This window comes from Pseudoalteromonas rubra (genome assembly GCF_000967655.1).
Classification (GTDB): Bacteria; Pseudomonadota; Gammaproteobacteria; order Enterobacterales; family Alteromonadaceae; genus Pseudoalteromonas; species Pseudoalteromonas rubra_A.
In genome coordinates this window covers 1-621 of sequence record NZ_JXYA01000141.1, presented here as the reverse complement: position 1 = coordinate 621, position 621 = coordinate 1, and the positions used below count along the sequence as shown (strand labels likewise).

Here is a 621-nt window from a genome sequence, read left to right as displayed (position 1 = left end):
CCGAACAATGGCAGTGGTTATTGTCCGGCTTATCGGTCATTGCCCATAAGCCGCTCAGCTATGGTTATAACGTATGATCATAACAGAGTGTTTTAGATCACGATTTAATCTAAGCTACTAATTTAAAAACAGTTACTTAGCTGATAAAGTAATACACATGCAAAACGAACTTGATGTATTACGTCAGCAGCTCGCAAAGCAAGAAGAGATCATTGCTCAGCTTCAGGCGCGTAATAACTACCTCGAAGAACAATTCAGACTGGCCCAGCAAAAACGCTTCGGTGCCAGCAGTGAGTCGCATCCTGCACAAGCTGACTTGTTCAATGAAGCAGAAACGCTGGTTGAAGAAGCACCTGAGCAAGACGTGGAAACCATTGAATATCAGCGCAAAAAGCCGACACGTCGGTCACTGCCAAAAGATCTGCCCCGCGAACGTGTTGTGCATGACATCGACAACAAACAGTGTGACTGCTGTGGCGGTGAGCTGCACAAAATGGGCGAGGATGTGAGCGAAAAGCTGGAATTTATCCCGGCCCAGGTCAAAGTCATCGAACACGTCAGGCCTAAATACAGCTGCCGGCACTGTGAAAAAACACAAACCCGGGTTGAGATAAAACAAGC

The 621-nt window shown here is 46.7% G+C and carries 1 protein-coding gene; it reads left to right on the top strand.

Going from position 1 to position 621, the window contains the following annotated elements:
* Nucleotides 1-157: 157 nt before the first annotated feature.
* Nucleotides 158-621 (top strand): IS66 family transposase zinc-finger binding domain-containing protein (locus TW77_RS23960; RefSeq protein WP_046007493.1); only part of this gene is annotated, 464 nt, incomplete at its 3' end.